25 protein-coding genes are annotated in these 26,643 nt (G+C 72.0%); 15 read left to right on the top strand and 10 right to left on the bottom strand.

The window, feature by feature from the left end; all coding sequences use genetic code 11:
• Positions 1–64 precede the first annotated feature (64 nt).
• Complete coding sequence (locus ACGFI8_RS39795; RefSeq protein WP_392812632.1) at positions 65–1,036, bottom strand: LacI family DNA-binding transcriptional regulator; 972 nt, start codon at positions 1,034–1,036, stop codon at positions 65–67.
• A 153-nt stretch (positions 1,037–1,189) separates the two neighbouring features.
• On the opposite strand from ACGFI8_RS39795, the gene ACGFI8_RS39790 reads away from it, so the two are divergent.
• From ACGFI8_RS39790 to ACGFI8_RS39765, 6 genes are all read left to right on the top strand, one after another.
• A complete protein-coding gene (locus ACGFI8_RS39790; RefSeq protein ID WP_392812631.1) occupies positions 1,190–2,506 on the top strand; it encodes an ABC transporter substrate-binding protein in 1,317 nt (438 codons plus the stop codon).
• Between the two features lie 19 nt (positions 2,507–2,525).
• Entirely contained in the window at positions 2,526–3,506 is a 981-nt protein-coding gene (locus tag ACGFI8_RS39785) for a carbohydrate ABC transporter permease (protein ID WP_392812630.1), read from the top strand.
• A gap of 5 nt (positions 3,507–3,511) precedes the next feature.
• Positions 3,512–4,348 (top strand): carbohydrate ABC transporter permease, encoded by an 837-nt coding sequence (locus tag ACGFI8_RS39780; protein ID WP_392812628.1) that lies wholly within the window; start codon positions 3,512–3,514, stop codon positions 4,346–4,348.
• A 164-nt stretch (positions 4,349–4,512) separates the two neighbouring features.
• A complete protein-coding gene (locus ACGFI8_RS39775; protein ID WP_392812626.1) occupies positions 4,513–5,895 on the top strand; it encodes an endo-1,4-beta-xylanase in 1,383 nt (460 codons plus the stop codon).
• Position 5,896: 1 nt separating this feature from the next.
• The gene (locus ACGFI8_RS39770; RefSeq protein WP_392812624.1) at positions 5,897–7,195 is read left to right on the top strand and encodes a PHB depolymerase family esterase; all 1,299 of its coding nucleotides are present in this window, start codon (positions 5,897–5,899) and stop codon (positions 7,193–7,195) included.
• Positions 7,196–7,242: 47 nt separating this feature from the next.
• Positions 7,243–7,749 carry a DUF2203 domain-containing protein gene (locus ACGFI8_RS39765; RefSeq protein WP_392812623.1) on the top strand — a complete coding sequence of 169 codons (507 nt, stop codon included), beginning with the start codon at positions 7,243–7,245 and terminating at the stop codon, positions 7,747–7,749.
• A 40-nt stretch (positions 7,750–7,789) separates the two neighbouring features.
• Here the strand turns inward: ACGFI8_RS39765 and ACGFI8_RS39760 are convergent, their stop codons facing one another.
• The gene (locus tag ACGFI8_RS39760; protein ID WP_392812622.1) at positions 7,790–8,431 is read right to left on the bottom strand and encodes a TetR/AcrR family transcriptional regulator; all 642 of its coding nucleotides are present in this window, start codon (positions 8,429–8,431) and stop codon (positions 7,790–7,792) included.
• Positions 8,432–8,528: 97 nt separating this feature from the next.
• Between ACGFI8_RS39760 and ACGFI8_RS39755 the strand changes: the two genes are divergently transcribed.
• Both ACGFI8_RS39755 and ACGFI8_RS39750 read left to right on the top strand, forming a co-directional pair.
• Positions 8,529–10,688 (top strand): MMPL family transporter, encoded by a 2,160-nt coding sequence (locus ACGFI8_RS39755; RefSeq protein WP_392812620.1) that lies wholly within the window; start codon positions 8,529–8,531, stop codon positions 10,686–10,688.
• A 15-nt stretch (positions 10,689–10,703) separates the two neighbouring features.
• Entirely contained in the window at positions 10,704–11,864 is a 1,161-nt protein-coding gene (locus ACGFI8_RS39750; protein ID WP_392812619.1) for an aromatic ring-hydroxylating dioxygenase subunit alpha, read from the top strand.
• A gap of 1 nt (position 11,865) precedes the next feature.
• On the opposite strand, the gene ACGFI8_RS39745 is transcribed toward ACGFI8_RS39750, so the two are convergent.
• From ACGFI8_RS39745 to ACGFI8_RS39730, 4 genes are all read right to left on the bottom strand, one after another.
• Entirely contained in the window at positions 11,866–12,060 is a 195-nt protein-coding gene (locus tag ACGFI8_RS39745) for a hypothetical protein (protein WP_392812618.1), read from the bottom strand.
• Positions 12,061–12,103: 43 nt separating this feature from the next.
• Positions 12,104–12,568, bottom strand: coding sequence for an NAD-dependent deacetylase (locus ACGFI8_RS39740; protein ID WP_392812616.1), 465 nt, complete (start codon positions 12,566–12,568; stop codon positions 12,104–12,106).
• 9 nt (positions 12,569–12,577) lie between these two features.
• Entirely contained in the window at positions 12,578–13,156 is a 579-nt protein-coding gene (locus ACGFI8_RS39735; protein WP_392812615.1) for a hypothetical protein, read from the bottom strand.
• Positions 13,157–13,302: 146 nt separating this feature from the next.
• On the bottom strand, positions 13,303–14,724 hold the full coding sequence (locus ACGFI8_RS39730; RefSeq protein WP_392812613.1) for a WGR domain-containing protein: 1,422 nt from the start codon (positions 14,722–14,724) through the stop codon (positions 13,303–13,305).
• Positions 14,725–14,906: 182 nt separating this feature from the next.
• On the opposite strand from ACGFI8_RS39730, the gene ACGFI8_RS39725 reads away from it, so the two are divergent.
• From ACGFI8_RS39725 to ACGFI8_RS39715, 3 genes are read left to right on the top strand one after another with little or no spacing between them, the layout of a single operon-like run.
• Positions 14,907–16,661: a GTP-binding protein gene (locus tag ACGFI8_RS39725; protein WP_392812612.1), complete on the top strand. Its 1,755-nt coding sequence runs from the start codon at positions 14,907–14,909 to the stop codon at positions 16,659–16,661.
• Positions 16,662–16,668: 7 nt separating this feature from the next.
• Positions 16,669–17,586: a DUF389 domain-containing protein gene (locus tag ACGFI8_RS39720; protein ID WP_392812610.1), complete on the top strand. Its 918-nt coding sequence runs from the start codon at positions 16,669–16,671 to the stop codon at positions 17,584–17,586.
• Positions 17,579–18,538 carry a small ribosomal subunit Rsm22 family protein gene (locus ACGFI8_RS39715; protein WP_392812609.1) on the top strand — a complete coding sequence of 320 codons (960 nt, stop codon included), beginning with the start codon at positions 17,579–17,581 and terminating at the stop codon, positions 18,536–18,538. The genes ACGFI8_RS39720 and ACGFI8_RS39715 overlap by 8 nt, the downstream gene beginning before the upstream one ends.
• Here the strand turns inward: ACGFI8_RS39715 and ACGFI8_RS39710 are convergent.
• Entirely contained in the window at positions 18,529–20,394 is a 1,866-nt protein-coding gene (locus ACGFI8_RS39710; protein ID WP_392812608.1) for a glycoside hydrolase family 9 protein, read from the bottom strand. The genes ACGFI8_RS39715 and ACGFI8_RS39710 overlap by 10 nt on opposite strands.
• Positions 20,395–20,662: 268 nt before the next feature.
• On the opposite strand from ACGFI8_RS39710, the gene ACGFI8_RS39705 reads away from it, so the two are divergent.
• The 4 genes from ACGFI8_RS39705 (at position 20,663) to ACGFI8_RS39690 (ending at position 24,859) form a co-directional block, all read left to right on the top strand.
• Positions 20,663–21,181 (top strand): SRPBCC family protein, encoded by a 519-nt coding sequence (locus ACGFI8_RS39705; RefSeq protein ID WP_392812607.1) that lies wholly within the window; start codon positions 20,663–20,665, stop codon positions 21,179–21,181.
• A gap of 71 nt (positions 21,182–21,252) precedes the next feature.
• The gene (locus ACGFI8_RS39700) at positions 21,253–21,777 is read left to right on the top strand and encodes a PadR family transcriptional regulator (RefSeq protein WP_392812605.1); all 525 of its coding nucleotides are present in this window, start codon (positions 21,253–21,255) and stop codon (positions 21,775–21,777) included.
• The gene (locus ACGFI8_RS39695; RefSeq protein WP_392812603.1) at positions 21,774–22,451 is read left to right on the top strand and encodes an ABC transporter ATP-binding protein; all 678 of its coding nucleotides are present in this window, start codon (positions 21,774–21,776) and stop codon (positions 22,449–22,451) included. Before ACGFI8_RS39700 ends, ACGFI8_RS39695 begins: the two co-directional genes overlap by 4 nt.
• A complete protein-coding gene (locus ACGFI8_RS39690) occupies positions 22,448–24,859 on the top strand; it encodes an FtsX-like permease family protein (RefSeq protein ID WP_392812602.1) in 2,412 nt (803 codons plus the stop codon). Before ACGFI8_RS39695 ends, ACGFI8_RS39690 begins: the two co-directional genes overlap by 4 nt.
• An 89-nt stretch (positions 24,860–24,948) precedes the next feature.
• Here the strand turns inward: ACGFI8_RS39690 and ACGFI8_RS39685 are convergent, their stop codons facing one another.
• From ACGFI8_RS39685 to ACGFI8_RS39675, 3 genes are all read right to left on the bottom strand, one after another.
• The gene (locus ACGFI8_RS39685) at positions 24,949–25,539 is read right to left on the bottom strand and encodes a hypothetical protein (protein WP_392812600.1); all 591 of its coding nucleotides are present in this window, start codon (positions 25,537–25,539) and stop codon (positions 24,949–24,951) included.
• 91 nt (positions 25,540–25,630) lie between these two features.
• Positions 25,631–25,792 carry a hypothetical protein gene (locus tag ACGFI8_RS39680; RefSeq protein ID WP_392812599.1) on the bottom strand — a complete coding sequence of 54 codons (162 nt, stop codon included), beginning with the start codon at positions 25,790–25,792 and terminating at the stop codon, positions 25,631–25,633.
• A gap of 104 nt (positions 25,793–25,896) precedes the next feature.
• The gene (locus ACGFI8_RS39675; RefSeq protein WP_392812597.1) at positions 25,897–26,598 is read right to left on the bottom strand and encodes an HAD family hydrolase; all 702 of its coding nucleotides are present in this window, start codon (positions 26,596–26,598) and stop codon (positions 25,897–25,899) included.
• Positions 26,599–26,643 lie beyond the last annotated feature (45 nt).

The following is a 26,643-nucleotide window of genomic DNA, read 5'->3' as shown; positions in this document are numbered from 1 at the left end:
GCGCAAGTCGCAAACTCACTGAAGTCGGGGAAACGTCGGAAACGCTCGGGCCGGTGCCGGGTCGTCACACGGCGGCGGTCGACTGCCGCACCACGAGCCGCGTCGCGAGCCGGATGTGGGTGTTGTCCACCTGCTCGCCGTGCATCAGCTGGATGAGCAGGTCGATCGCGCGGTGCCCCATCTCGTGGATCGGCTGCTCCACGGTGGTCAGCGACGGGCTGGCCAGGGCGGCCTCGGGCACGTTGTCGAAGCCCACGACCGACAGGTCCTGCGGCACCCGCAGCCCCATCTCGACCGCGACCTCGATCGCCGCGATCGCCGAGATGTCGTTCGCGGCGAACAGCGCCGTGGGCCGGTCCGGCGACTCCAGCAGCCGCCGCGCCGCCGCGGCGGAGTCGTCGGCGTCGTAGTTACCGGGCTGGATGAGCTGCGGTTCGACCGGGATCCCGGCCTCGCACAGCTCATCGCGGTAGCCCTGCTCGCGCAGCTTGGCGGACTCCAGGTCCGGGCGCCCTCCGATGAGTGCGATGCGCCGGTGCCCCAGGTCGATCAGGTGCCGCACACCGGTGCGGGCGCCGAGCAGGTTGTCGGAGTCCACTGTGGGCAGTCCGGTCGGCCCGGTGTGCGGGTCGACGGCCACCACGGCCGGGCCGAAGTCCACCTCGACGACGGTGGGCGTGACCAGCAGCGCGCCGTCCACGAGGGTGCCGGACAGGCGCGAGAGATACCGCTGCTCCCACCCCGCGTGGTCGACGGTGCGCCCGCCGGCTGAGTAGACGACCAGCTCATACCCGGTGCCCTTGATCGCCTTGGCCGCGCCCTTGAGCAGCTCCGTGGAGAACGGCTCCAGGTCGGCGACCAGGATGCCGATCACGTTGGTCTTGTGGTTGCGAAGGCTCTGCGCGACCAGGCTCGCCTCGTAGCCCAGCTCACGGATCACGGCCTGGACGTGTGCACTCGTGGCCGCTGAGACGCCGTAACGGGCGTTGAGGACCTTGGACACCGTCGCGACCGAGACGCCGGCCGTTGCGGCCACGTCACGGATGGTGACTCGGGAACTGGGTTTCACGAGGGCACAATAACGTCCGATAACGTTATCGACAACGATTGACAACGCTCGTAATCAAGGCGCAGACTCTGCGCTCATCGAGGGCCGAGCCCCTGAGCTCGCCCACGCCCCCGTCAGGAGATGATCAATTTGAACGTCCGCCTGAGCACCCCACGGAGGCTGGCCGCGATCGCCATCGCCGTTTCGATGGCGCTCCCCTCCCTGACCGCTTGCGGAGACGACAGCAACAACGCGCCCACGGACGCGAACGCCCCGGTAACGCTGACCTGGTGGCACAACGCCAACCAGGACCCGGGCCTGGGCGTTTGGCAGTCAATCGCCGACCAATACCACAAGGACCACCCGAACGTCTCGTTCAAGGTCGAGCCGGCCCAGAACGAGGCCCTGAAGACGAAGATCTCGGTGGCGCTGCAGTCCCCGAACCCGCCGAGCATCTTCCAGCAGTGGGGCGGTGGCGCCCTGGCCACGCAGGTCGAGTCCGGCAAGATCATGGACATGACCTCGGAGACGTCGAGCTGGATCAGCCAGCTCGGGGCGGCCGCGAAGGGCTGGCAGGTCGACGGTAAGCAGTACGGTATCCCCTACGACCTGCACGTCGTCGGGTTCTGGTACCGCAAGGACCTCTTCGAGCAGGCCGGGATCTCGGCCCCGCCGAAGACCATGACCGAGCTCAACGACGCGGTCAGCAAGCTCAAGGCCAAGGGCATCACCCCGATCTCGGTCGGTAGCAAGGACAAGTGGCCCGACGCGTTCTGGTGGTCGTACTTCGCGATCCGCGAGTGCTCCAACGAGGTCGTGCAGACCACCGTGAAGAGCCTCAAGATGGACGACCCGTGCTGGGTGAAGGCCGGCGAGGACCTCAAGGCGTTCCTGGCCACCAACCCGTTCCAGAACGCGTTCCTGGGCACCCCGGCCCAGCAGGGCGCGGGCAGCTCGGCCGGCCTGATCGCCAACGGCAAGGCCGCGATGGAGCTGCAGGGCGACTGGGAGCTGCCCACGATGATCCCGCTGACCGAGGACAAGGACTTCGCCTCGAAGCTCAGCTGGTTCGCGTTCCCGACGGTCGAGGGCGGCAAGGGCGCACCGGGCACCGCGCTCGGCGGCGGCGACGGCTTCTCCTGCAGCGTCAAGGCGGGCCCGGCCTGCGCCGACTTCCTGAAGTACGTCGCGAGCACCGACGTGCAGGTCAAGCTGGTGCAGACCAACACGGCCACGCTGCCGGCCAACCCGCAGGCGATCTCGGCGATCCAGGACCCGTCGCTGAAGACCGTGCAGGAGGCGCTCAACAGCGCGCCCTTCATCCAGGTGTACTTCGACCAGGCGCTGCCGACCAGCGTCGGTCAGGCGCTCAACGACGCCATCGCGGACTTCTTCGCCGGTAAGGGCTCCCCGCAGGGCATCGTCGACGCCTTCACCAAGGCTGTTGCGAACAAGTGATCCGAGAGAGCAAGAGGGCATGACGCAATCAGGTGGTATCGCCACGGTGGCGGCACCATCGGCCCGGGCCGGTCGCGCGGCGTCGCGACCGGCCCGCCGGCCGGGCGGGCGCCGGGCCAAGCGGCTGGAACTCGCGCTGCTGCTGACCCCCGCGCTGGTGCTGTTCATCGGCTTCGTGCTGCTGCCCATCGCGGCGGCCGTCTACTACAGCTTCTACAAGTGGACCGGCTTCAGCCCCCGCACCTGGTACGGGCTGGGCAACTACTCCCGGGTGCTGGAGGACAGCGTCTTCCTGCACTCCCTGCTGCACAACATCATCATCGCGGTGCTGTCGGTGGCGATCCAGCTGCCGCTGTCGGTCGCGATCGCGCTGATGCTTAACCGCAAGCTGTGGGGCCGGGCGGCGCTGCGTCTGGTGGTGTTCGCGCCGTACGTGCTGTCCGAGGCGATCACCGCCGTGGTGTGGCTGCTCATGCTGCAGCCCGACGGCCTGGTCGACCAGATCTTCAAGGCGCTCGGCCTCGGCGGGGCGATCCAGCAGTGGCTCGCCAACGGCGATCTGGTGCTGTACACGCTGTTCATCGTGATCACCTGGAAGTACCTCGGCTTCGGCATCATCCTGCTGCTGGCCGGCCTGCAGAGCATCCCGGCCGAGCTGCGCGAGGCCGCCGCGACCGACGGCGCGACCTCGTGGCAGACGACCCGCAGCATCACGCTGCCGCTGCTCGGGCCGACGATCCGCATCTGGATCTTCCTGTCCATCATCGGCTCGCTGCAGCTGTTCGACCTCGTCTGGATCATGACGCTGGGCGGCCCCGCCAACGCCTCCAGCACCATGGCCACCTACCTGCTCGACCACGGCTTCAGCCGCTACGAGTTCGGCTACGGCAGCGCCGTCGCGGTCGTGCTGTTCGTGGTGTGCTTCATCTTCGCGCTGATCTACCAGCGCTTCGCCCTGCGCCGCGACACCGAGGGCGCCCTGACCCGAATCGTGGAGTGACCAACATGGCCAAGCGCACGAACGCCATGACGCCGGGCACCCCGTTCACGTACCTCGCGGCCCTGCTCGTCGTCGGCGTGACGGTGATCCCGCTGCTGTTCACCGTGCTCGGCGGCTTCCGCACCAACGCGCAGATCAACAGCTCCCCGGCCGGCTGGCCGTCGCCGTGGGTGCTGCGCAACTACACGGACGTGCTCACCTCGGGCGTGTTCTGGCGGGCCATGGGCAACAGCGCGTTCATCGCCGTCCTCGCCACGGCCCTGGCCGTCGCGGTCGGCGCGATGGCGGCGTTCGCGCTGTCGCGATACCAGTTCAAGGGCCGCGAGGGGCTCTACACGCTGTTCACCATCGGGCTGCTGTTCCCGGTGACCGCGGCGGCCCTGCCGCTGTACCTGCTGCTGCGCCAGCTCGGGCTGCTCGAGCACCCGCTCGGCGTGGCCCTGCCCGAGGCCGCGTTCTCGCTGCCCATCACCATCGTGATCCTGCGCCCGTTCATGCACGCGATCCCGGGCGAGCTCGAGGACGCGGCGGCGATGGACGGCGCCGGTCGGCTGGGCTTCTTCTGGCGGATCCTGCTGCCGCTGAGCCGGCCGGCGCTGGTGACGGTCGCCATCCTGGCGTTCGTCACCAGCTGGAACGCCTACCTGCTGCCGATGCTGGTGCTGTCCGACCCGTCGGACTTCACGCTGCCGCTGGGCGTCGCGGCCTTCCAGACGCAGTACTCCCAGGACACCGCGCGCATCCTGGCGTACACGGCGGCCTCGATGATCCCCGCGATCGGCTTCTTCGTGTTCGCCGAGCGCCGAATCGTCGGCGGCCTAACCGGTTCAGTAAAAGGCTGAAACATTGGTGTATTTCGAAAGATTGTAAGTTTCACGATTTGCGCTTTCGATAACGCCTTTGACCTGGTGAGACCCCCTGGGACGTTTCTTTTCCATGCATTTCGGGGAACGCTGTGGACGGTCCGCGAATCAGCGGATTTCGAAACGTTCGGAGGTCTCCCGCCATGAACAGAGCAAGGACCCGGGGTGCGATCGCGTTGGCCGGTGCCGCCGCGATCGCGACCGTCGTGGGCCTGGCGAGCAGCGCCAACGCCGGCACCACGCTCGGGGCGTCGGCGGCGGAGAAGGGGCGGTACTTCGGTACCGCCGTCGCCGCCTACAAGCTCAGCGACGCCACCTACAGCGGCATCCTCGACCGCGAGTTCAACATGATCACGCCCGAGAACGAGATGAAGTGGGACGCGACCGAGCCGTCGCAGAACTCGTTCAGCTACGGCAGCGCGGACCAGATCGTCTCGCACGCCCGGGCCAACGGGCAGCGGATGCGCGGCCACGCCCTCGCCTGGCACTCGCAGCAGCCGTCCTGGGTGCAGAACCTGTCCGGCACCGCGCTGCGCAACGCGATGGTCAACCACGTCACCAACGTCGCCACGCACTACAAGGGCCAGATCTACGCCTGGGACGTGGTGAACGAGGCCTTCGCCGACGGCGGCAACGGCGCCCGGCGCGACTCCAACCTCCAGCGCACCGGCGACGACTGGATCGAGGTCGCCTTCCGCACCGCACGCACCGCCGACCCGGGCGCCAAGCTGTGCTACAACGACTACAACACCGACGGCGTCAACGCCAAGAGCACCGCCGTCTACAACATGGTCAAGGACTTCAAGGCCCGCGGCGTGCCGATCGACTGCGTCGGCTTCCAGTCGCACATCAACTCCGGTTCGCCGATGCCGAGCGACTACCAGGCCAACCTGCAGCGCTTCGCCGACCTCGGCGTCGACGTGCAGATCACCGAGCTGGACATCCAGGGCTCCGGCACCACGCAGGCCAACACCTACGCGAGCGTGGTCAAGGCGTGCCTCGCCGTGTCCCGCTGCACCGGCATCACGGTGTGGGGCATCCGGGACAGCGACTCGTGGCGCAGCGGCGACACCCCGCTGCTGTTCGACAACAACGGCAACAAGAAGGCGGCCTACCAGTCCACGCTGGACGCGCTCAACGGCCCCGGCGGCGGCGTCTCGACCCCGCCGACCAGCACCCCGCCGGTGAGCACCTCGCCGTCGCCGTCGGCGTCGGCCTCACCGAGCAACACCGGCGGCGGCACCGGCAACCGCTGCACCGCGTCGGTCCTGATCAACCAGTGGCAGGGCGGCTTCACGGCCACCGTACGCGTCACCGCCGGCTCCACCGCCATCAACAACTGGACCGTGACGATGGCCCTGCCCGCCGGCACGACGATCGTCAACACCTGGAACGTCAACCGCTCCGGCAACAACTGGACCAACATGTCCTACAACGGCCGCGTCGAGGCCGGGCAGTACACCGAATGGGGCCTGCAGGCCAACGGCACCGCCGGCACCCTGACGCCGACCTGCGCGGGGAGCTGACATGCGCCGTCGCCTGCTCGCCGTCGCGACCGCATTGGCCGCCACGCTCATCGGCGTCTTCGTCCTCGCCCGGCCCGCCGCGGCCGCGACGCTGACGGAGGTCACCGGGTTCGGCAACAACCCGAGCAACCTGCGGATGTACGTCTACGTGCCGAACACCGTGCAGGCGCGCCCGGCGATCCTGGTCGCCGTGCACTACTGCACCGGCTCCGGGCCGGCGTTCTACTCCGGCACCGAGTTCGCCTCGCTCGCCGACCGCTACGGCTTCATCGTCGTCTACCCGTCGGCGACCCGCAGCGGCTCCTGCTTCGACGTCTCGTCGCCGCAGGCGCTCACGCGCAACGGCGGCAGCGACCCGGTCGGCATCATGTCGATGGTCACCTACGCCGAGCAGCACTACAACGGCGACCCGAGCCGGGTCTACGTCACCGGTGCGTCCTCGGGCGGCATGATGACCAACGTCCTGCTCGGCGACTACCCGGACGTGTTCAAGGCCGGCGCCGCGTTCATGGGCGTGCCGTTCGGCTGCTTCGCCACCACGGACGGCTCGTCGTGGAACAGCCAGTGCTCCGGCGGTCAGCTCATCAAGACGCCGCAGCAGTGGGGCGACCTGGTGCGCGCCGCGTACCCGGGCTACACCGGGGCGCGGCCGCGGATGCAGGTCTGGCACGGCACCACGGACACGACCCTCGCCTACCCGAACTTCGGCGAGGAGATCAAGCAGTGGACCAACGTGCTCGGCGTCAGCCAGACGCCGGTGTTGACCGACACGCCGCAGTCGGGCTGGACCCGCACGCGGTACGGCAACGCGACCACCCAGGCGCCCGTCGAGGCGATCAGCATCAACGGCGTCGGGCACTCGCTGCCGCTGTCGGGCCAGGCCGCAATGGCGATCGCGTTCTTCGGCCTCAACAGCGGCGGCACCTCGCAGTCGCCGTCCACGCCGGTGAGCACCTCCCCGTCGGCGTCCGCGTCGGCGTCGCCGTCGGCCTCGCCGAGCAGCACCGGCGGCGGCACCGGTAACCGCTGCACCGCGTCGGTCCTGATCAACCAGTGGCAGGGCGGCTTCACGGCCACCGTGCGCGTCACCGCCGGCTCCACCGCCATCAACAACTGGACCGTGACGATGGCCCTGCCCGCCGGCACGACGATCGTCAACACCTGGAACGTCAACCGCTCCGGCAACAACTGGACCAACATGTCCTACAACGGCCGCGTCGAGGCCGGGCAGTACACCGAATGGGGCCTGCAGGCCAACGGCACCGCCGGTAACCTGACGGCGACCTGCGCGGGGAGCTGACCCACCGCACGGCCGCCGCGGTCGCCCGGTGCCGATAGGCTGCGAACATGGCAGACGGCGCCGACGCGATCGCGGCGGTCGTGCGGGAGATCCTTCCGGTGATACCAGCGGGCTGCAGCTGGGCCGCCACAGCGCCGGATTCATCCCCCACGCGCGGCCCGGTGAGCCTCGGTGGCAGGCTGGTCGGCATGGCGCTGTTCACCGTCCCCCAGGCCCGCGCCGAGCTGGCCCGGATCCGCCCGGCCCTCGACCGGCTCGTCGCCGTGCGCGCCGACGCCGCCGAGCTGGCCGCGGCGCTGAGCCCGGGCGGCCCGCCGACGGCGCTGGGCGGGATGCCGGAGCTGAAGGCCGCCGAGGCGCTGCTGGACGAGCTCATCACCGCGGTCCGCGACACCGGCGCCCACCTCAAGGGCCTCGCCCCGCTGCTGGTGGACTTCCCGGCCGAGCTGGACGGCGACGAGGTGCTGCTGTGCTGGCTGGAGGGCGACGCCGAGCTCGCCTGGTACCACCGGGTCGACCTCGGCTTCGCCGGCCGCCGCCCCCTGCCGTCCTGACCGCGATGCGCCGCGCGCGGCGCCCGCCGGCCGGAGCCGATCAGGAACGGGCGGCCATGATGCCGTCGATCACCATGTCCAGGGCGCGGTCCACGGCCGCCCGCTGCACCTCCGGCGGCAGGTGGCGCATCGGGCCGTCCAGCAGCAGCTCGGCCATGCCGTGCACGGTCCCCCACGCGGCGAGCTCGAGGAACGGGCGGCGCTGCGCCGCGAGCACGCCCTGCTCGGCCAGGCTGTCCAGCGTGCCGACCAGCATCAGGAAGGGCTCGGTCTGCATCGGGTCGAGGCCCTGCCGGCCCGTCATCGGCTCCGCGTGCGTGAAGGCGGTGCGGAACAACCCCGGATTGTCCAGCGCGAACCCGATGTAGCCGGCGCCGAGCGCGCGCAGGCTCAGGGTCAGCCGGGTCACCGTGTCGACGTCGGCCGGCACCCGCTCCAGCTCCTCCTGCATCCGCTCGGCGAGCTCGACCAGCGCGCAGTCCTTCACGGCGTGCATGAGCTCGTCGCGCGAGCTGAAGTGGCGGTACGCCGCGGTCGCCGACACCCCGATCTGGCGGGCCGCCTCGCGCAGGACCACGGCGTCCGGCCCGCCGGCGCGGGCGAGGTCGAGCGCCGCACCGGTCAGCGCGTTCGCGAGGTCGCCGTGGTGGTACGAGTGGCGGCTGATCTTGCTGGAAGGCACCTTCTCATCCTGCCGGATGTTGACAGCGTTAACACCTTGTGCAATGTTGACACCGTTAAGTTTACACCGTCAACATCCCTCAGGGGGAGCAGAGCAGATGTTGTACCGGTACGGAACCTTCATCCACCGCCGCGCCCGGCTGGTCCTCGTCGTCGCGGTGCTGCTGCTCGCGGCCGCGGGCGTGGCCGGCGTCGGCGTCTTCGCCCGCCTGGAGGGCGGCGGGTTCGACGACCCGGCGTCGGAGTCGTCGCGGGCCCAGCGGCTCATCGACGAGCGCTTCGGGGGCCGGCCCAACCTCGTGCTGCTGGCCCACGCCGCCAGCGGCTCGGTCGACGCCCCGGACGCCGCCGCGGCCGGCCGGGACCTGGTCACCGCGCTGCAGGGCGAGCCGGGCGTGCGCGACGTCGTGTCGTACTGGGCGATCGGCGCCACCGAGCTGCGCTCCGCCGACGGCGCCGACACGATCGTGCTCGCCCACGTCGACGGCGACGAGACGCAGCGGCGCGACCGGGCCGAGGCGCTCATCGCTCGTTACGCCGCCGACGGGCCGGCGCTCACCGTGCGGGCCGGCGGCGAGGCGGCCACCAACGTCGACGTCAACGCTCAGGTCGCCCGGAGCCTCGCGATCGCCGAGGCGATCGCGGTACCGCTGACGCTCCTGCTGCTCATCGTCGTCTTCGGCAGCGTCGTGTCCGCGCTGCTGCCCCTGGCCATCGGCGGCGTGGCGATCGTCGGCACGTTCGCCGAGCTGTCCCTGCTCGGCGCCGTCACCGACGTGTCCGTGTTCGCCATCAACCTCACCACCGCGCTCGGCCTGGGCCTCGGCATCGACTACGCGCTGCTCATGGTGAGCCGCTTCCGCGAACAGCTCGGCACCGGCACGCCCGTCGCCGAGGCGCTCGCGACCACCGTCGCCACGGCCGGCCGGACCATCCTGTTCGCCGCGGCGACGGTCGGCACCGCGCTCACCGCGCTGCTGGTCTTCCCGCTGTACTTCCTGCGCTCCTTCGCCTACGCCGGCATCGGCGTCGTCGTCATCGCCGCGATCGGCGCGCTCGTCGTCGCCCCGGCCCTGCTGGCGGTGCTCGGCCGCCGCGTCGATGGGGGACGCCTGCCGTGGCGGCGGCGCGCGGACGCAGGACCGGCCGCCGACTCACCGTTCTGGGGCCGCCTCGCCGGCGCCGTCATGCGCCGCCCGGCGCTCGCCGCGCTGCCGGTGGTGCTGGGCCTGCTGGTCGCGGCCAGCCCCCTGGCCCACGTCTCGTTCGGCACGCCGGACGAGGGCGTGCTGCGCCCCGGCAGCGCCGGCCGGCAGGTCGCCGACCGGCTCGCGACCGGCTTCCCGAGCAACCAGCAGGCCGGCGTCGACGTCGTGCTCGACGGGGCGGTCGCCCGCGCCGACCTCGCCGACTACACCCGCCGGCTGTCCACGCTGGACGGCGCCGCGCGGGTGACGAGCAGCGCCGGGTCGTACTCCGGCGGCACCCGCACCGGCGACGGCGACCCGTCCCTGGGCCGGCCCGACGCCGAGCGCCTGGTGCTCAGCAGCCGGCTCGCCGCGAAGTCCGACGAGGCCCAGCACCTGGTCCGCGCGGTGCGCGCCACGCCGGCGCCGGCCACCGCGTACGCGGGCGGCGTCGACGCCCGGCTCATCGACACCACGAACGCGATCGGCGCCCGCCTGCCGCTGGGCATCGCGGTCGTCGTGCTGACCACCTTCGCGCTGCTGTTCCTGTTCACCGGCAGCGTCGTGCAGCCGCTGCGCGCCCTGGTGCTCAACGTGCTCGGCCTGTCGGCCACCATGGGCGTGCTCACCTGGATCTTCCAGGACGGCCACCTGGCGTCCTGGCTGCACTTCACCCCGCGGCCGATGGACACCGCGATGACGGTGCTCATGTTCTGCATCGTCTTCGGCCTGTCGATGGACTACGAGGTCTTCCTCATCGGCCGGATCGCCGAGCTGCACCAGCGCGGACTGCCCACGCAGGACGCGGTCCGCGCGGGCCTCGCCCGCACCGGACGCATCGTCTCCGCGGCGGCGGCGCTGCTGGCGGTGAGCTTCTTCGCCTTCGGCACGGGGACGGTGAGCTTCCTGCAGATGTTCGGCATCGGCAGCGGCCTGGCCATCATCGTCGACGCCACGCTGATCCGCGGCGTGCTGGTCCCGGCCATCGTCCGGGTCCTGGGGCGGTTCAACTGGTACTCCCCCGGTCCGCTGCGCCGGCTGCACGCGACGGTGGCGCTGCGCGAGGCGTGAGGGCATCCTCAAGGCATGACGGACTTTCAGGCGGCACCGCTGGATCCGGCCGGCATCGAGCCGGCGCTGCGACCGTTCGGGTCATCCCGGACGCTGCCCGCGGCGGCGTACACCGACGCCGCGGTGCTCGCCTGGGAGCGGCGCCACCTGTTCGCCGGGGCGTGGACGTGCCTCGGCCGCCTCGACGAGCTGTCCGAGGGCTGCACCCAGCGGGCGGTCACCGCCGGCGACGTCGGCGTCCTGCTGACGTTCGCCGGCGGCCAGGCGCGCGCTTTCGCCAACGTCTGCCGGCACCGCGGCCACGAGCTGCTCGCCGACGGCGAGACGGCGCAGCGCCCGTCCGCCGTCTGCCCCTACCACGGCTGGGCGTACCGGCTCGACGGGGCGCTGGCCACCGCCCCGCACATGACCGGCGTGACCGACTTCGACCCGGACGCGCTCGGCCTCGTCGAGCTGCCGGCCGTGACGTGGCAGGGCTGGCTGCTGGTCAACGCGGGCGCCCCCGCACCGGCCTTCGACGCCTACGCCGGCGCGCTGGACGGGCTGCTCCGGCCGTACCGGATGGACTCCCTCCACCTCGGCGCGCGGCACGCCTACCGGGTCGAGGCGAACTGGAAGGCGGTCGTCGAGAACTACCAGGAGTGCTACCACTGCCCGCTCATCCACCCCGAGCTGTGCCGCGTCTCCCCGCCCACGTCCGGCGACAACTGGTCGCTGCCGGGTGCGTGGGTCGGCGGCACGATGGATCTGCGCGAACACGCCGAGACGATGTCGTTCGACGGCCGCAGCGCCGGCACGTTCATCGACGGGGCGCCGCGCCGCACGATCCTGTACGTCGCGCTCTTCCCCAACCTGCTGATCTCCGCCCACCCGGACTACGTCATGACGCACCGGCTCACGCCCGTCGCGCCGGGCCTGACCGACATCGAATGCAGCTGGTACTTCCCCGACCCGGCCGTCGACCCGACGTACGCGGTCGAGTTCTGGGACCTCACCAACCGCCAGGACTGGGCGGCGTGCGAGTCGGTGCAGCGCGGCCTGAGCTCGCCGCACTACGTGCCGGGCCCCCTCGCGGACAACGAGGACGCCGTGTACCAGTGGATCGCCCTGGTCGCCGCAGCCTACCTCGACCCGGCCGGCGCGCTGGCCGAGCACTGCTCCGCACCTACGACGTAGGTCACCGCCGCCGGTCGAGACGCCCGGCCATGACCATCAGCCCGGCCCCGACGAGCGCGGCCGCCGCCCCAAGCACCGCGTAGACGGTGGTGAGCAGCCAGGAGGTCGACTCGTGCCCGATCTCCACCCGCACGGCGATCACGGCGAGCACCGCCAACACGAGAAACCCGATGCCCACCGGCCGCGCCCATGTCATCGGCCCAGTACACCACCCGCACACAACCCGCGCGGCCGCACGCTCACGCCGACGGTGGGGCCCAGGCGAGCGCGACCAGCGCCGGGAGCACCGTCGCCGCCGGGCCGCGCAGGTTGAGAGTGGCGACCCGGTCGAGCGGGGTCGGCTCCGGATTGATCTGGATCACGGTGGCGCCCACGCGGGCGGCGACCCGGGGGATCTCGGCGGCGGGGTAGACGACGCCGGAGGTGCCGACCGTCAGCAGCACGTCGCACGAGGCGGCAGCCTCGACGGCCGCGGTCAGGGCGGCCTCGGAAAGGGCCTCGCCGAACCACACCAGGTCCGGGTCGGCGTGGAACGCCTCCGGGGTGGCGAGCTGCTCCGCGTCGAAGCGCGCCCACAGGCCGGTCAGATCGTCCCGGAACGTGGGCACGCCGCTCTCGGCGGACATGCCGGCTCCGGTGAAGACGACGACCCGCCGCGCCTCACCCAGGACCGCGGCGGCTCGCTGCACCTCCACAGCGTCCATGGCCCCCACTCACCTGTCGTTGCTACCACGGCCCCAGCGCAGCACCGGCGGCACGTCGGGGTTGTAGTACTCGTAGAAGTCGCGCACGTCCGGCTTGCGCAGCACGATCAGCAGCCGGGCGGTCAGCAGCGCGAGCAGCCCGATCCCGATGGCGTGCCCGCCGAGGTACCAGAGCGGGAAGATGTGGTCGAACGCCGCCTCGCTCTCGGCGAGCGCGGCCGGCGACACGCCCCGGGACTCCGCCCCGATGTTGTTCGGCCCGTAGACGACCGTGAACAGGTCGACGACCACGCAAGCGGGCAGCGAGTACATCACCGCGAGCCGCGAGCCCGGCCGCGGCTGCGTGACGAACACCGCCGCGGCGACCCCGACGGCGGCGACGATCACGGCCACCGAGATGCAGAAGACGAACCGCTGCAGGGTGCCGTCGTACGGCGGCCCCCCGATCACCCAGCCGTACGCGTCGAGGCTCGTCCCGAACCGATACCGCCCCGCAACGGTGACGACGGCGTCGCCCACCGCAACGAGCGCGGTCACGACCGCGAGCCGAAACGCGCCGAGCGCCGGGCTGCGCAACGACCGGGACATCGGCACATTACTCCAACTCATGGAATCGGGGGCGGCCCATCATAGGGCCCCGGCCCGCACCGTTGACACCCTCGAGGACCGCAACGTGGGCGGCCCCGCATCCAACTGCGGCCGCGGCCCAGGCGGTGGCACGGTTGTTCGAGCGATCAGACCAGCCGGCGGATGTCTCCCAGGGCCCGGTAGAAGCCGCCGCGGCTGGCCTCGCGGATTTCGGTGACCACATACCGGGCGTTCGGCTCGCGGATGCCCTTCGGGAACTGGACCTGCCAGTCTTGGTGGTAGCCGGCGCTCACCACCCGGATCCGCAGCCGGCCGCCGTCCTCCAAGCACTCGACGACGACGCCCTCCGACGGGTCGGTGACGACCTCGACCGTGGTCGACGGGGCCACCCGGTCCATGCGCGGCGGGGCCTTCACGTCCACGAAGTCCGGCACGACGCCCTGCTCGGCGGCGCGCACCGCCTGCTCGCTCGCGTCGATGCAGGCCAGCGAGCCGTCGGTGGTGACGATGTAGAGCTTCTCGTCGTGGTACTGCATCGAATAGGCGCTGCCGCAGCCCGTGCCCAGCTTCCACAGGCGCTGGCCGTCGGCGGCGAAGCAGTACACCGACGAGCGGTGGTCGCCGGCGAAGACGTAGCGGCCGTCGGGGGCGGTGGCGTTGGAGAAGACGGTGTCGTCGCAGCGGTAGGTGACCCCGGGGCGGCCGTCCTTGGTGAACTCCAGCACCGAGTTGGACGACATGCCCGCGTAGACCTTGTCGCGCTCCTGCCAGCCGAACAGCACCGCGCCGTTGGTGCTCTGGTGCCACCGCTCCTCGCCGGTGCGCCAGTCGTAGCTGGTCACGCCCCTGCTGTGGCCGTGGTGCACGGCGGTGGCGTCGCAGCGGACCATCCAGCCGGCGTGGCCGCGGCCCTGCCGCCGCCACAGGAACTCGTCCTCGTGGTCGATGCTGCACACGCCGCCCTGGGCGTCGGAGACGCCGAGGATGCCGTCGTGGATGTCCAGCCAGTAGATGTCGATGTCGGGTGCGATCGCGTAGGCCAGCCGCGGCACCTTGCCGGACAGGTCGTAGACGTTGCCGTCGTCGCAGCCGGCGTAGATCCAGGCGTCGTCGGCGACGATGCACTTGACGCCGTCGGGCAGCTGGAACTGGCGCTCGACCGTGGCGTCGTGGCGCAGCACGGTGATCGTGCCGCTCTCGTTGCCGACCATGCACACGTCGTCGTCGATGAAGATGCCGAACGCGGGGGCGCCCGAACGGTATTTCCACAGCACCGGCGCCGTCTTCGCGGTCGAGCGCTGGCTGACGATCTGGCGCCGGGTCACCGAGCGCGGCGCGCGCTGCCCGGCAACGGCCGGCGCGTAACCCTTGCGCACCTTCTCGCCGATCTTCTTCGCGGCGTCGGCCAGCGCCTTCGCCTCGTCGGCATAGCTCGTCGTCTTCGTCTGGCCCGCGTCGCCGATGCGCCCGTAGCGGATCGACATCTGATTGCCGTCGACGGTGACCTCGTAGAACTTGTGCGCGCTCCCGGTGTCCTCGGACAGCTCCAGATACGTCGTCTGCGGCATCGGCCCGAACCTTTCTCCGTTGAGGGGGTCGGCGACAGCGTAGCGACGGGGTACGACAAAAAAATCGGATGCCCGCCGGGGTATGTTCGAAGCACCAGGTCATCGCGAACGAGGGGGACCCATGCGCGCACGTGTCACGTCCCGGCCGCAGTCCATCTCGCCCGCGAAGGACCTGACACGCGTTGAGCATCCTCAATCTCGGCATCGTCGCGCACGTCGACGCCGGTAAGACCAGCCTGACCGAGCGCCTCCTGTTCGACGCCGGCGTCATCGACCGCCTCGGCAGCGTCGACGCCGGCAGCACCCAGACCGACACGCTGGAGCTGGAGCGCCGCCGCGGCATCACCATCAAGACCGCCGTCGCCACGTTCGGCATCGGCGCGCTGACCGTCAATCTCATCGACACGCCCGGCCACCCGGACTTCATCGCCGAGGTCGAGCGCGCCCTGCGCGTGCTCGACGGCGCGGTCCTGGTGATCTCCGCCGTCGAGGGCGTCCAGGCGCAGACCCGCGTCCTGCTGCGCACCCTCGACCGGCTTCGCGTGCCGACGCTGCTGTTCGTCAACAAGACCGACCGCACCGGCGCCGACCCCGACCGGGCGATCGCCCCGATCACGGGCGCGGTACCGATGTGGCGCGATCGTGGCGAGGCGCTCGCCGAGCACGACGACAAGGCCCTCGCCGCCTACCTCGCCGGCGAGCCCGCCCCGGACGGCGTCCTCGGCCGGCTCACGGCGCAGGCGCGAATACGCCCCGCGTACCGCGGATCGGCGATCACCGGCGCGGGCATCGCCGAGCTGACCGCGGGCATCGCCGCGCACCTGCCGAGGGCGGCCGGCGACCCCGGCGGACCGCTGCGGGGCACGGTCTTCAAGATTGACCGCGATCACGCGGCGTACGTCCGGATGTTCAGCGGGACCGTCCGGGTCCGGGACCGGATCAACGACGAGAAGGTGACCGCCATCGACGACGGCCGCCGGGGCCACGTCCGCGCGGGCGAGATCGGCCGCCTGCACGGCGTGCGGGGCCTGCGGATCGGCGACACGATCGGCGCGCGGCACGAGACGACTGCCGCCGTGTTCGCGCCGCCCACGATGGAGACCACGGTCGAGCCGGTGCGTCGCGAGCAGCGCCACGAGCTGCACGCGGCGCTCACCCGGCTCGGCGAGCAGGACCCGCTCATCAACCTGCGCCTGGACGCCGAAAGCCGGCAGCTCTCCGTTTCGCTGTACGGCGAGGTGCAGAAGGAGGTCATCGAGTCCACCCTCGCCGAGGAGTACGGCATCGCGGTCGCCTTCGGCGAGACCGTCACGATCCACCGGGAGCGCCCGGCCGGCACCGGCCGCGCGGGCGCGGTCATCGGCCGCGACGGCAACCCGCACCAGGCCACCCTCGAGCTGCTCGTCGAGCCCGGCGAGGGGCTGGAGGTCGCGCTCGCCGTGCCGGTCGAGCACATCCCGATGTACGTGTACAAGACCGTCGCCGGCTTCCAGGACGCCGTCACGCGCTACGTCCGCGACGCGTTCACCCGCGGCGGCCCGCACGGCTGGGACGTCGGCGACGCGCGGGTGACCGTGACCCGGTGCGGGTACGTCTCGCCGAACAGCACGGCCGGCGACTTCAAGCGGCTCGTGCCGGAACTGATCGCGCGGGCGCTGCGCGAGGCCGGCACGGTGGTGTGCGAGCCGATGAACCGCTTCGCGATCGAGGGCCCGGCCGACGCCCTCGCCGCGACGCTCGGCGCGCTGCCGAGGTTTGCCGCGATCCCGGATCCGCCGGCGGTCGAGGGGCGCCGGTTCACGGTCGGCGGCCTGGTCCCGGCGGCGCGGACGACGGCCCTGGAGCGCGCCCTGCCCGGCCTCACCCACGGCGAGGGGGTGCTCGAGGCCACCTTCGACGGCTACCGCCCCGTGCCCGCGCCGGCGGCTCCGCGATGATGTACCGGTGCTGCATCTGAGAGTCATCAGCCCGTCCGACGAGACGGAGCGGGTCGTCGGGCTGCTGGCGGAGGAGGCCGGGGCCACCAACGTCGTCGTGCTGCCCGGCGCCGCGCGCGAGCCCGCCGGCGACCTCGTGCTCTGCGACGTGGTGCGGGAGTCGGGCAGTTCCGTGCTCGACGCGCTGCGCGAGCTCGGCATCCACGAGCGCGGGTCGATCGCGATCGAGAACGTCGACGTGGCCCTGTCGCGCACCGCCGAGCGCGCCGCCGACGCCGTGCCCGGGCTGTCCGGGGACGCCGTCGTGTGGGACGAGATCGAGCAGAAGACCGGCCAGGAGACCGAGCTGTCGGGCACGTTCCTGGCGATGCTCGTGGTCGCGACCATCATCGCCGGCATCGGCGTGCTGCTCGACCAGCCGATCCTCATCGTCGGGGCGATGGTGGTCGGGCCTGAGTTCGGGCCGCTGGCCGCACTGTGCGTGAGCATCGTGCGGCGGCGGCCCCGGACCGCCGGCCGCGCATTGCTCGCGCTGGGTGTCGGCTTTCCGCTGGGCATCGTGGTGACGGTCCTGACCACCTGGGGGCTCGACGCGCTGGGCCTGGTGGACAAGGGCATGCTGCTGCGCGAGCGGCCGTTCACCGATTTCATCTGGCGCCCCGACGCACTGTCGTGGGTGGTCGGATTCTTCGCCGGGATCGCCGGGATGCTTTCGCTCACGTCGTCGAAGGCGGGGCCGCTGATCGGCGTGCTCATCTCGGTGACGACGGTGCCGGCGGCGGCGAACATCGCGGTGGCGCTGGCGTACGGGGTGCCGCACGAGGCCGGCGGCTCCGCGCTGCAACTGCTGGTCAACCTGGCCGCGATCGTCACCGCCGGGGTGGCCACGCTGCTGGTGCTGCGACGGCTGTGGCGCCGTGGCTGAGCTTCGGGAAGCCCTGGATGCCGTACTGCAGGACGTCGCGCCGGCCCGCCTGGCCGACTCGGTGCGCCGGCTCATCACCGACTACCGCAGCGGCCTGCCGGCGGGCGAGCCGCTGCTGCGCAACATGGTCGACGCCACCGCGTACGCCGCCTACCGCATGCCGGCCACGCACGCCGCGGTCACGGCGGCCCTGCGGCAGCTGCCGCCGATCTCCCCGCGCAGCCTGGTCGACCTCGGCGGCGGCACCGGCGCGGCGGCGTGGGCGGCCCGCGACGTCTACGGCCCGATCGCGACCACGGTGCTGGACCAGGTGCCGGAGGCGCTGAAGCTCGGCGCGCGGATCGCGAAGGACCAGGACATCGCCTGGCAGCAGTGGCGGCTCGGCGAGGACGTGCCCACGGCCGACCTCGTCACCGCTTCCTACGTGCTCACCGAGCTGGACGAGGAGCGGCAGCGCGACCTCGTCGCGCGGGCGAGCGCGGCCGCCGCCGTCGCCGTGGTGCTCGTCGAGCCCGGGACGCCGCAGGGGTACCGCCGGATCCTGGCCGCCCGCGATGCGCTGCTGGCCGACGGCTGGCACATCGCCGCGCCCTGCCCGCACCAGGTCGGCTGCGGCATGCGGGGCAGGGACTGGTGCCACTTCGCCGCCCGGGTCAACCGCTCCGCGCTGCACCGCCGGCTCAAGGACGCGAGCCTGGGCTACGAGGACGAGAAGTTCGCATTCGTCGCGGCCACCCGAGAGCCGGCCGGCGCTGGAGGCCGGGTCGTTCGGCACCCCGCGTTCCGCAAGGGGATGGTCACCCTGCAGGTGTGCGGGCGCGACGCCGCCGTCGGCCCGGCGCTGGTGTCCAAGCGCGAGGGGCCGCTCTACAAGGCGGCCCGGGACGCGGAATGGGGCGACCGGTGGCCGCCCCATTCCCTGTACTCAGACCTGCCCTCGGATCAGGCCTGATCCGCCACGAAGGACGAGACCCACGCCAGCGAGGCGTTCCAGTTGATGGTCAGCTCGTTCGTCGACCATGACTGGATGTCGTCCATGTAGCACAGCTGCGGCTTGCAGTCCTTCAGCGCCGCGCTCGCGACCTCGTCCTGCAGCTGCGAGTTCGGGCCGCCGGCGAGGGTGCCGCGCGGCGGGTTCGGCAGCTTCGGGTCGAGCTCGTGGGCGTACCAGCGGCTGTGCTGGTTCTTCGACGCCTTCTCGCCGTAGCCGGTGACGTAGGACTGGTTCAGCGCGTTGCGGCCGAGGATGTAGTCCATGCCGGACAGCACGCCGTCGCGGTACTTCCCCTTGCCGGTGATGTCGAACGCGGTGGCGACGACGGCCAGGTTGTTGAGCATCTGGCTGTTGGAGGCCCAGTCGTACCCGCCCTCGGGCGCGTACGCCTGGCCGTAGGCCTGCCCTTCCATGGTCTTCAGCAAGTGGTTGGCGCCGTCGACGACGGACTGGCGCACCCGGTCGCGGTCCGACAGCTTGTTGTCGACCGTCGCCAGGTCCAGCCGGCCGAGCGCGGCCACGTTCTGCCAGTCGAAGGCCCGGGCGAACACGTCGGCCTTGTGCAGCGGGGAGGCCTGCACCGCGTCGGAGTACTGCTTGTCGCCTGTGGTGATGTACAGCTCGGCCGCGGCCCAGTAGAACTCGTCGGTGACGTCGGTGTCGCCGTACGCGCCGCCGCCGGTCGAGTCGGAGTCCGGCGCGTACATCTTCGGGTGCTCCAGCGCCGCCGCGTACGCGGTCTTCGCGACCTCGAGCAGCTTCGCGGAGTACGCCCTGTCGTAGGTTGCGAACACCCGCGAGCCCTGCGCGGCCGCGGCGGCCAGGTTCAGCGTGGCGGCGGTGGAGGGCGCGTGCAGCTCCCGCAGCTGCGGATCGGCGGCCGGGTCCATCGGCAGCGCGGTCCAGGCCGCGTCGTGCATCTTGTGGTGCGCCATGCCGGCCAGCGGCTGCCCGGCCGGCACCTGCATCTTGGTGAGGAAGTCCAGCTCCCAGCGCGCCTCGTCAAGCACGTCGGGGATCGGGCCGCCGCGCTCGGGGATGCGCAGGGCGCGCTCCTGCGACGCCTTGGGCGAGCGCTCGTAGATGCTCAGCAGCTGGGCGACGGAGATGCCGCCGTTGACGACGTACTTGCCCTGGTCGCCCGCGTCGTACCAGCCGCCGGTGACGTTCAGCCGGTAGTCGCAGACACCCGGCTGGCACCCCACGTTGGTGTCACCGCCGTTGGGGGTGTCGGCGGTGTGCCCGGCCCGCCGGCCGTAGCCGGGCGCGATCTCGTCGGAGATGGCGATGCCGCTGCGCTGCGTGTAGAAGAAGGAGAGCGAGTCGATGCTCAGCTGCTGGTACGCCTTCGGGTCCAGGTCGAACGGCACGCTGGTCTTCCCGTCGACCTCCAGCGTGTAGCCGTGCCCGGTGGCGTGGTACTTGCTGAAGTCCACGACCTGCGTGTTCTGCCCCGAGCTCGGGTCCATGCCGTGCGGCTTCGACCGGCCGGACGCGACGACCTTGCCGCCGGCGTCCTTGAGCTGCCACGAGAGCGGCTCGCTCGAGTCGGAGATGACCGTGGCGTGCTTCGGCCCGTCCGGCAGGTAGCCGACCTGGTTGACGCGCACGGGCGTGTCAGGGATGTGGTCCGGCGTGGGCGGGAACGTGTAGCCGACGTCGACGGGACCGGCGCTGGTGTCGGCACGGATGGGGGCCGGCGGCTCGTCGTGGCGGCCCGAGAGCGCGATCGGCAGGGCAACCGCGGGTACCGCCACGATCGCGGCGGCGATGGCGGCTAGGCGTGCTTTTCGGGAAAGGGCCGGCAGGCGCACAGCTCTCCTCGGTCGATCGGGGGCAGGGACGACACGCACCAAGGGGAAAAAACCGGGTGATTGCGGCGCGTGTTCGGGCGACCGTACCGATCGACACAAGGTCAAAAACAGACGAAAAGCCGCGATTGTGAACTGGATAACATCAGAGCGGACGGATTGGCACAAATGCTCCTACAAAAGGAGGAGTTCATTTGGTACTGCGGGACGCGTATATACCCACAGAGGCATATAGTGTGGTCAAGACCGCCGAGGAGGCATTGGAGGAGTCATGTTCGATCCCGGGCCGGCCGCCGAGGTCGCGTACACCGCCGCCGAGGACGGGCGCTGGACGCTGCGCTTCGTCCGCGCCCTGCGACACCCGCCGGAGCGCGTGTGGCGGATGCTGACCGAGCCGGAGCCCCTGGCACGGTGGGCACCGTTCACCGCTGATCGCGACCTGGGCAGCCCCGGGCCGGCGACGCTGTCCATGATCGACGGGGACACGCCGTATCCCCTACCGGCCGAGGTGCTGCTCGCCGAGCGGCCGCGGATCCTGGAGTACACCTGGGGAGAAGACCGCCTGCGGTGGGAGCTGGAGGCCGTCGGCGCCGCGACCCGACTGACGCTCTGGCACACCCTCGCCGACCGGGACTTCGTGCCCAGGATCGCGGCCGGGTGGCACCAGTGCGTGCGGGTCATGGAGCTCGACCTCGACGGCACTCCGCACCCGCCGGTGCGCGGCCAGGACGCGCTCAACTACGGCTGGGCCGACCTCGAGGCGTCCTACCGAAAGACCCTGGAGCTGTAGAAAACCGCAGCTCAAGCACTCTACACGACAGGTATACACAGCATGTATACCTGTCGTGTAGAGTGCTCGGCATGTCCATCGGTCAAGCGTTCCTCGGGCTGCTCGAGGCCCAGCCCCGCCACGGCTACGACCTGAAGCGGGCCTACGACGAGCGCTTCGGCGCCGATCGCCCGCTCGCCTACGGGCAGGTCTACGCGACCCTGTCCCGCCTGCTCAAGCACGGCCTGGTCACCGTCGACAGCGTCGAGTCGGGCGAGGGGCCCGACCGCAAGCGCTACGCGATCACCGACGCGGGGGTCGCCGACGTCGAGCACTGGCTCGCGCAGCCGGAGAAGCCCGAGCCCTACCTGCAGAGCACCCTCTACATGAAGGTCGTGCTCGCCCTGTTCACCGGCCGCCCGGCCGCCACCGTGCTGGACACCCAGCGCGCCGAGCACCTGCGCATGATGCGCGAGCTGACCCGCCGCAAGGCCGGCGGCGACCTGTCCGACCAGCTCATCTGCGACCACGCACTGTTCCACCTGGAGGCCGACCTGCGCTGGCTGGAGCTCACCGCGGCCCGCCTCGACGAGCTCGCCGGGCTGGTGCGCCGATGACCGCCCTGCTCTCCGCCGAGGACCTGCACAAGACGTTCGGGGCGACGCCGGCGCTGGCCGGCGCGTCGATGTCGGTCGCGGCCGGCGAGATCGTGGCCGTGATGGGGCCCTCGGGCTCGGGGAAGTCCACGTTGCTGCACTGCCTGGCCGGGATCATCGCGCCGGACTCGGGCCGGGTGCTGTACCGCGACCAGGAGTTGTCCGCCCTCTCCGACGTGCGGCGCAGCGCGCTGCGCCGCGGCGAGTTCGGGTTCGTGTTCCAGTTCGGGCAGCTGGTGCCCGAGCTGACCTGCCTGGAGAACGTCGCGCTGCCGCTGCGGCTGGACGGCGTGCGCCGCCGCGACGCCGAGCGGCGCGCCGCCGAGTGGCTGACCCGGCTGGAGATCGACGACGTGGCCGGCAAGCGGCCCGGGGAGGTCTCCGGCGGCCAGGGCCAGCGGGTCGCGGTCGCCCGGGCGCTGGTGACCGGGGCGCGGGTGGTCTTCGCCGACGAGCCGACGGGGGCGCTCGACTCGCTCAACGGCGAGCGCGTCATGCGGCTGTTCACCGCCGCGGCCCGCGACAGCGGCGCCGCCGTCGTCCTGGTCACGCACGAGCCGCGGGTCGCCGCCTACTCCGACCGCGAGGTCGTGGTCCGCGACGGCCGCGCGCTGGACTTGGAGCGGGCCCGATGACCGCGCTCTCGGCCGGCTCCGCGACGGCGGACGCCGGCCCCTCGGCCGGCACCTCAGCCGGGCCGCCGCGACCACACGGGCGCCCCGGCGTGCTGCGGCGCTGGCTCGCCGAGATCGGCCTCGGCGCCCGGCTGGCGCTCAGCGGCGGCCGGGAGGGGCTGCTACGCACCGGGCTGACCGCGCTCGCAGTCGGGCTCGGCGTGGCGGTGCTGCTCCTCGCGGTGTCCGTCCCCGGCATCCTCGACGGCCGCCACGCCCGCACCGACGCCCGCGGCGACCTGCGTTTCGGCGACCCGCCGCCGAAGAGCGACGCGACCGTCCTGTCGCTGCCGATCTACAGCTCGTACCGCGACCGCGCGGTCAACGGCCGGTTCCTGCGGGCGGAGGGCTCGCACCCGGTGCTGCCGCCGGGGGTGTCCGCGCTGCCGCCGGACGGCTCGATCGTGGTCTCCCCGGCGCTGCGCGACCTGCTCGCCGCGCCCGAGGGTGCCCTGCTGCGCCAGCGGTTCCCGCAGCCGATCGCCGGCACCATCGCCAAGGAGGGTCTCTCCGGCCCCAACGAGCTGTACTTCTACGGCACCCGCGGCGACCTCGCCTACGGCCAGCCCAGCGTGATGCGGCTGGCCTCGTACGGCTCGCACAGCACGAACGATCCGCTCGCCCCCGTCCTGCTGCTGCTCGTCGTGGTCATCTTCGTGGCGCTGCTGATGCCGGTGGCCATGTTCGTCGCGGCGGCCACCCGCTTCGGCGGCGAACAGCGCGACCGGCGGCTCGCCGCGGTCCGGCTCGTCGGCGCCGACACGTGGATGACCCGCCGCGTCGCCTCCGGCGAGGCGGTCGTCAGCGCCGCGCTCGGCGTGCTGCTCGGCGCCGGGTTCTTCCTCGTCGGCCGGCAGTTCGCCGAGCGGCTCGAGCTGTCCGGGACCAGCGTGTTCGCCTCGGACCTGCGCCCCTCGCCCGCCCTGGCCGCGCTGATCGTCGTCGCCGTGCCGCTGGCCGCGCTGGCCATGACGCTGCTGGCCCTGCGCCGGGTCGTCGTCGAGCCGCTCGGCGTGGTACGCAGGGCCGTCTCGCGCACCCGGCGGCGGATCTGGTGGCGGATCCTGCTGCCGCTGGCCGGCCTGGGCCTGCTGGTCCCGCTCATCGACGACAGGCCGCACCGTCTCAACGTCTGGCAGGCCGCGGGCGGCGTCGTCCTGCTGCTGCTCGGCGTCGCCACCCTGCTCCCGTGGCTGTTCGACCGGCTCGTCGCCCGCCTCGGGGCCGGTGGCCCGGTGTCGTGGCAGATCGCGGTACGCCGGCTGCAGCTGTCCTCCGACGGCGCGCTGCGGGCCGTCAACGCCATCGCGGTCGCCGCGGCCGGCACGATCGCCCTGCAGATGCTCTTCGCCGCGGCCGAGGCCCAGAGCACGACGGCCAGCAGGCAGGACGTCAACCGGGCCCAGGCGGTGACGATCGTGACGATCTCACCGCCGGCCGCGGCGCGCGGCACCGCCGACGTCGACGCCGTGCTGCGCACGACCCCCGGCGTGACGGGCCTGCACTCCTACCGGCAGGACTACGCCACGGTCGAGGATGCGCCCGACGGCGGTGGGTTCGAGATCGTCGTCGCCGACTGCGAGACCCTGGCCAAGCTCGCCGACCTGCCCGGCTGCACCGACGGCGACGCGTTCGCGGTCGACCCGGCCTCGTTCGGGCAACCCGGCTCCGGCCTGGACGCGACCGGCGCCGCGGGGCGCACGGTGATCCTCGGCAACCGCGACGGCGGCCGCTGGACCGTGCCGCAACATCTGCGCAGCGCCCGCGAGCACCGCGACGCGTACGGGATCGACCACGACGGCCTGCTACTCACCCCCGGCGCGGCCCCGCCGGTCGGGACGCACCAGCACATCTACAGCTACATCGGCCTCGACCCGGCGAACCCGGACGCCGAGGAGCACCTGCGCAACGCCGCCATGCGCCTCGGACCGACCACCGACGTGAGCATCCTGCAGTCGCGCACCGTCAACCGCACGTTCGCGAGCATCCGCCGCGGCCTGTTCGCCGGCGCGACGGTGGTCCTCGTCCTGGTCGGCCTGAGCCTGCTGGTCGGCACCCTGGAGCAGCTGCGGGAGCGGCGCCGGACCCTCGCGGCGCTGGTTGCGTTCGGCACCCGCCGGCGCACGATAGCGCTGTCGATCCTGTGGCAGACCGCCGTGCCGGTCGCGCTGGGCCTGGTCGTGGCGGCCGCGCTCGGTCTGACCCTCGGCGTCGCGCTGCTGCGCGTCATCGCGGTCGAGGTCCGCCTCGACTGGCCTGGCGTGGCCGTGGTCAGCGCCATCGCCGGCGGCGTTGTGCTGCTGGTGACCGCGGCCAGCCTGCCGCCGCTGTTCCGGCTGATGCGCCCGGAGGGGCTGCGCTTCGAGTAGGCCCTGCACCGTGACTGCGCCGTCAGCGTCGCGCGCCCGGCCCGCCGTCTCCGCGGCGGGCCGGGCCGCCGCCGCCCGGGCCCGCACCGTCAGCTGATCCGGCTCCTGACCCAGTCCGCGACGCGGCGGGCCGACTCGGCGGGCGTCCCGTCGTCGGTACGCACGATCGCGCCCACCCCGCCGCGCAGGTGCGCCGCGAACCCCAGGTGCCGCTCGATCGCCCGCTCGCGCCACCGGGGCCGGGCCGCCAGCCGGGCCGTGCGCACGTCGTCGGCGCAGTCCAGCACCGCGAAGTGCAGCTCGCCGACCCAGCGCCGTCCCGGCAGGTCGTCGAGCTGCGCCGGCATGAACGGGGCGAGCAGGACGGTGTGCCGGCCGCTCTGCGCGGCCCCGTGGGCGAAGCTCAGCCACGCGTCGCGAAAGGCCGGCCAGTCGACCTCGCCGAACTCGCACGCCCGCTCGAACGGCCCGATCAGCCAGTCGGCGTCGAACACCAGGCAGTCGGGCAGCTCGGCGACGAGGTGCGGGAAGACGGCCGTCTTGCCCGAGCCGGACGCGCCGGTGACGACGAACAGCGGCAGCCGGCGGGCCGGCTCGGCGGCGCCGCAGTCCGGGCAGACGGCGAGATCGCCGCGCGGCGCCATGACGATCGGGTCGTCGCAGCGCTGGCAGTAGTGCACCCGCGCAACCCTACCGGCCGCATCTGCGATGGATCCGGGCATATCACGCCCGGATCCGCTCGAATCGCCACCGTGAGGGAAAGAAGAATGTCTACCCGATCACGCGGGTGAAGAAATCGCCGAACCCGGTGCCGAGCTGGCCGATCATCGTGCCGACGCCCTGAACGACCTTCGCCGCGGAGTCCGGGCGGAACGCCACGAACCACACGGTGAAGACGCCAGCGGCCCACGTCAGTGCCTTTTTCAGTGTCATTGACCTCGTTGACCTTGCCCCGTGCGAGAAATTGGTGTATCGACCACCAACCTAACTCCGCTGGGCCATGGCCGAGGCCGAAACGGCCTACAGCCACGGAACACTCACATATCGACACCTTGGACCGTCAAGGCGTACAACTCGGGGAGGTCCTCGATCGTGATGGGCGGGATGAACGGGTCGGGGTCGTCGCGGTGGCGGGCGGCGCCCGGGTAGCCGGCGTTGGTGACGAGGACCGGTCGCATGCCCGCGGCGAGGGCGCCCTGGTGCTCGCGACTGCCGCCGTCGCCGACGTACCAGCACTCGGCCGCGGCGACGCCCAGGCGCCGCGCGGCGGTGGCGTACAGGCGCGGGTCCGGCTTGCGGGCCCCCTCCTGCCAGGAGAACACGGTGGCGTCGATGTAGGGCGCGTAGACGGTGCTCGGCCAGCCCTGGCACAGCTCGGCGCCGCAGTCGCTGAGCACGCCGAGGCGCAGGCCCCGGGCGCGCAGCCCGGCGAGCACGTCCAGGGCGCCGGGGCGCGGGCGCCACAGCGGTACCGCACCGGCGTGGTGCGCCTCGACGGCCGCGTCGAGCTGCGCGGCGGTCGGCTCGGTCCCGCAGCGCTCGGCGATCATGCGCAGCATGCCGCGGGTGTCGCCGTGCACGCCGGTGATGCGCTCGGTGAAGGTCTCACGCATCACCTGCCAGAACGGGTCCGCGGGCACGCCGAGCGCGGCGGCGGTGACGGCCGCCGCGCCCCGGCGGCCAGCCTCGACGCCCGGGTCGGTCAGCGTGCCGAAGAAGTCGAAGACGACCGCCCGCATCAGGCGCGCACCCGGGTGCGCAGGGAGTGCAGCTGGGCGTCGGTG

Source organism: Dactylosporangium sp. NPDC048998 (genome assembly GCF_043197855.1).
Classification (GTDB): domain Bacteria; phylum Actinomycetota; class Actinomycetes; order Mycobacteriales; family Micromonosporaceae; genus Dactylosporangium.
This window is presented reverse-complemented; position numbering and strand designations above follow the sequence as displayed.

Coding starts and splice junctions, on each gene's coding strand:
- ACGFI8_RS39790 (WP_392812631.1), top strand. CDS start 1,190: ATGATCAATTTGAACGTCCGCCTGAGCACCCCACGGAGGCTGGCCGCG.
- ACGFI8_RS39785 (WP_392812630.1), top strand. CDS start 2,526: ATGACGCAATCAGGTGGTATCGCCACGGTGGCGGCACCATCGGCCCGG.
- ACGFI8_RS39780 (WP_392812628.1), top strand. CDS start 3,512: ATGGCCAAGCGCACGAACGCCATGACGCCGGGCACCCCGTTCACGTAC.
- ACGFI8_RS39775 (WP_392812626.1), top strand. CDS start 4,513: ATGAACAGAGCAAGGACCCGGGGTGCGATCGCGTTGGCCGGTGCCGCC.
- ACGFI8_RS39770 (WP_392812624.1), top strand. CDS start 5,897: ATGCGCCGTCGCCTGCTCGCCGTCGCGACCGCATTGGCCGCCACGCTC.
- ACGFI8_RS39765 (WP_392812623.1), top strand. CDS start 7,243: ATGGCAGACGGCGCCGACGCGATCGCGGCGGTCGTGCGGGAGATCCTT.
- ACGFI8_RS39755 (WP_392812620.1), top strand. CDS start 8,529: ATGTTGTACCGGTACGGAACCTTCATCCACCGCCGCGCCCGGCTGGTC.
- ACGFI8_RS39750 (WP_392812619.1), top strand. CDS start 10,704: ATGACGGACTTTCAGGCGGCACCGCTGGATCCGGCCGGCATCGAGCCG.
- ACGFI8_RS39745 (WP_392812618.1), bottom strand. CDS start 12,060: ATGACATGGGCGCGGCCGGTGGGCATCGGGTTTCTCGTGTTGGCGGTG.
- ACGFI8_RS39740 (WP_392812616.1), bottom strand. CDS start 12,568: ATGGACGCTGTGGAGGTGCAGCGAGCCGCCGCGGTCCTGGGTGAGGCG.
- ACGFI8_RS39735 (WP_392812615.1), bottom strand. CDS start 13,156: ATGTCCCGGTCGTTGCGCAGCCCGGCGCTCGGCGCGTTTCGGCTCGCG.
- ACGFI8_RS39730 (WP_392812613.1), bottom strand. CDS start 14,724: ATGCCGCAGACGACGTATCTGGAGCTGTCCGAGGACACCGGGAGCGCG.
- ACGFI8_RS39705 (WP_392812607.1), top strand. CDS start 20,663: ATGTTCGATCCCGGGCCGGCCGCCGAGGTCGCGTACACCGCCGCCGAG.
- ACGFI8_RS39700 (WP_392812605.1), top strand. CDS start 21,253: ATGTCCATCGGTCAAGCGTTCCTCGGGCTGCTCGAGGCCCAGCCCCGC.
- ACGFI8_RS39695 (WP_392812603.1), top strand. CDS start 21,774: ATGACCGCCCTGCTCTCCGCCGAGGACCTGCACAAGACGTTCGGGGCG.
- ACGFI8_RS39690 (WP_392812602.1), top strand. CDS start 22,448: ATGACCGCGCTCTCGGCCGGCTCCGCGACGGCGGACGCCGGCCCCTCG.
- ACGFI8_RS39680 (WP_392812599.1), bottom strand. CDS start 25,792: ATGACACTGAAAAAGGCACTGACGTGGGCCGCTGGCGTCTTCACCGTG.
- ACGFI8_RS39675 (WP_392812597.1), bottom strand. CDS start 26,598: ATGCGGGCGGTCGTCTTCGACTTCTTCGGCACGCTGACCGACCCGGGC.